The 3,267-nt window shown below is 70.4% G+C and carries 1 pseudogene; it reads right to left on the minus strand.

Features of this window, described 5'->3' with window-relative positions:
- Positions 1 to 3,267: pseudogene (locus tag FBZ88_RS31190) on the minus strand (S-layer family protein); the annotation flags it as partial.

Here is a 3,267-nt window from a genome sequence, read left to right on the forward strand (position 1 = left end):
AGCCCACCTGGCCCTCCACCGACAGCTTCTGGTCGGCGAAGTCCGGACGCCAGACGCTGTAGGCCGTCAGCTGGTAGCTGCCCACCCGTGTCAGGCTGCCCGCCATGACGCCCTGGCCCACCGACGCGCTGTTGATCCAGCTGAACGCCAGGCCCGCCATGACCTCGTCGCTGGCGAACCAATCGGCACCCAGCACCAGGCCGCTGCTGCTGGCGCGGTAGCCCGCCGCCTCCGTCGTCGTGCCGCGCAGCACGCCGGCGCCCACGATCTCGCCCCAGATCACGCCCTCGCGACCGTTGGAGCCTGCGGCCATGCCCTTCTCGCTGCCGTCCATCAGGCTGGCCACCGTCTCCTGGTGCTGGCTGATGGCCGTGGTGGTGGGCGTCACCGAGGTCGCCGTCAGCTGCGGCGTCAGCTGGCTGGGCGACAGCTGCGCCACCGCCACCTGCTTGGCCGCCGGCGTCAGCGTCGCCAGCGGCGCCAGCACCTGCTGCGTGAACGCCGCCACTTGCTGGTTGGTGGTGATGCTGTTGCTGGCCAAGGCCGCGATCTGGTCCAGGGCCGAGCCCGTGCCCACCGCCGCACCGCCCTGGGCGTTGCCCACCGCCGTGTAGTTGGTGGCCTTGCCCGCAACCTTCACCACCAGCTGGGTGGTGTTGCCCACCGTCACCAGGTCGCTGGTCACGGTGTAGCCCGTGGCCGTGAAGTCCACGCCGCTCAGGCTCAGGCCGTTGCCCGAGGCGATGGTGTAGGTGCCGGCCTGCAGGGCCCCGGCCCCGCTGCCCACGCCCTGCAGCAGCACCGAGCCGCCGGTGAAGGCCGCCGCACCGCTGACCGCCAGGTTGCCGTAGCTGGTCTGCGACGTCACCCCGATGGCCAGCGTGCCCGCCGACTGGCTGTACGCGCCGGTGATGTTGATGGCGCTGTTCACCAGCAGGGTCGCCCCGCTGTTGAACACCGTGTGGCTGCCGACGGTGATGTGGTCGTTCAGCAGCTGCACGCCGCCGGTGAAGCGCACGTTGCTGCCGGTGTTGCTGATCGTGCCGATGGCGCCGTTGAACCCGGTCAAGGTGCCCGGTGCCGTGGCGCTGCCGCCGTTGATGATCAGGTCGCCGGTCGACAGGTTGGTGATGTTGCCCGCCAGCGCCCCGCTGTTGGCCAGGGTCCCCAGCGTGCCCGTGGAGGCGATGTACAGCGCCGTCGGGCTGGCCACCGTGCCGGTGTTGTTCAGCGTATCCAGGCTGGCGCCGATGTAGTCGTTGCCCGCCGCCGCCAGCAGGTTGCTGCCGCTGGTCACGGCCGTGGCACTGAGGCCGGTGATGCCGCTGGTGACCGTGGCGCCGGCGTAGTTGGAACCGGTACCGCCCTGGATCAGGGTGACCCGATCGCCGGCGATGTAGTTGCCCACCGCGCTGACCCCGGCGTTGACCACGCCGCCCGCCACGGTGGCAGCCCCGCTGACGGTCAGCACATGGCCGCCCGTGGTCAGGGTACCCGACGACTGGGCAAAGTTGCCCGTCACCGCCACGTCGGATGCCAGGGCGATGCTGGCACCGGCGTTGCTGACCGTATGCGTCGCCACGTTGATGGCATCGCCCAGGCTGACCGCACCGGACGCGAACACCACATTGGCGCCCGTGTTGATGATGGTGCCGCCGGTGAAGCGGCCCACCGCACCGTTACCCCCACCGTTGATGGTGAGATCACGCGCCGACTGGTTCACCACGTTGCCGCTGATGGCCCCGCTGTTGGCCAGGCTGCCCAGGGTGCCCGTGCTGGCGATGTACAGCGCCGTGGCGCCCCCGGCCGTGTTGGCCAGCGTGCCCGTGACGTTCAGCGTGGCGAGGCTGGCGCCGATGTAGTCGTTGCCCGCCACGGCCAGCAGGTTGCCGCCGCTGACCGAGCCCTTGGCGTCCAGGCCCGTCAGGCCGCTGGTGACCACGGCCCCGGTGTAGGACGACCCCGCCCCACCCTGGATCATCGTCACGCTGTCGCCCACGAAGTAGTTGCCCACGCCGCTGACGCCGGCGCTGACCGTGCCGCCGCTGACCAGGGCCGGACCGCTGACCGTCAGCACATGGCCGGCCACATTCAGGCTGCCCGCGCTCTGGGCATAGGTGCCGGTGACCGCCACGTCGCTGGCGAGGCCGATGGCCGCCCCGATGTTGCTGACCGTGTGCGTCCCGCCCACGTCGATCGCGTCACCCAGGCTGAGATTGCCCGAGGCGAAGACCACGTTGGCGCCGGTGTTGCGAATGGTCCCCCCGGTGAAGCTGCCCACAGTCCCGTTAGAGCCGCCAATGATGGTCAGATCCCGTGCCGAGACGTTGGTGACGTTGCCGCTGATAGTGCCGCTGTTGGCCAGGGCGCCCAGGGTCCCGGTGCCGGCGATGTACAGCGCCGTGGCGCCGCCCGCCGTGTTGGCCAGCGTGCCCGTGACACTCAGCGTGGCCAGGCTGGCACCGATGTAGTCATTGCCCGCGACCGCCAGCAGATTGCTGCCGCTGGTGGCCCCCAGGGCGTCCAGGCCCGTCAGGCCGCTGACCACTGTGGCCCCGGTGTAGGTCGAGCCATTACCGCCCCGGATCAGGGTGACGCTGTCGCCCACCAGGTAGTTGGCCGCCCCGCTCATCCCGGCATCGACCACGCCGCCCGTCACCTGGGCGGCCCCGCTGACGCTCAAGCTATGGCCCGCGACGGCCAGCGTGCCTGCCGTCTGGCTGTAGTTGCCCGTCACCGCCACGTCGCTGGCCAACGTCAGGCTGGCACCCGTGTTGGCCACCGTGTGGCCCGTCACGTCGATGGCGTCGCCCAGGCTGACCGCACCCGACGCCAAGGTCAGGTTGCTCAGGCTGTTGCGGATGGTGCCGCCGCTGAAGCTGCCCACCGTGCCGTTGGAACCGCCGGTGATCACCAGGTCATGCGAGCTGGCGTTGATCACATTGCCGATGATGGCGCCGCTGTTGGCCAGGGTGCCCAGGGAACCAGCGCTGGTGATCAGCACCGCCGTGGCGGCGTTGATGGTCCCGGTGTTGCTCAGCGTTCCCAGCGTGCCACTGACATAGTCGCTGAGCAGGGTCAGCAGCAGATCGGTGGCGGCCCCGTTGGCGCCCGTGCCCAGCGTGGCGCTGAAGCCCGTGGCCGCGGCGCTGAGCCCGCTGGTGGTCAAGGACCCGCCCACCTCGGCGATGGTGTAGCTCTGGCCCGCGATCAGGTTGCTGCCCGACAGCGCCGTCACCGCCACGGTGCCGCCGGTGAAGGCGGCGT

Source organism: Nitrospirillum bahiense, assembly GCF_007828025.1.
GTDB classification, from domain to species: Bacteria; Pseudomonadota; Alphaproteobacteria; order Azospirillales; family Azospirillaceae; genus Nitrospirillum; species Nitrospirillum amazonense.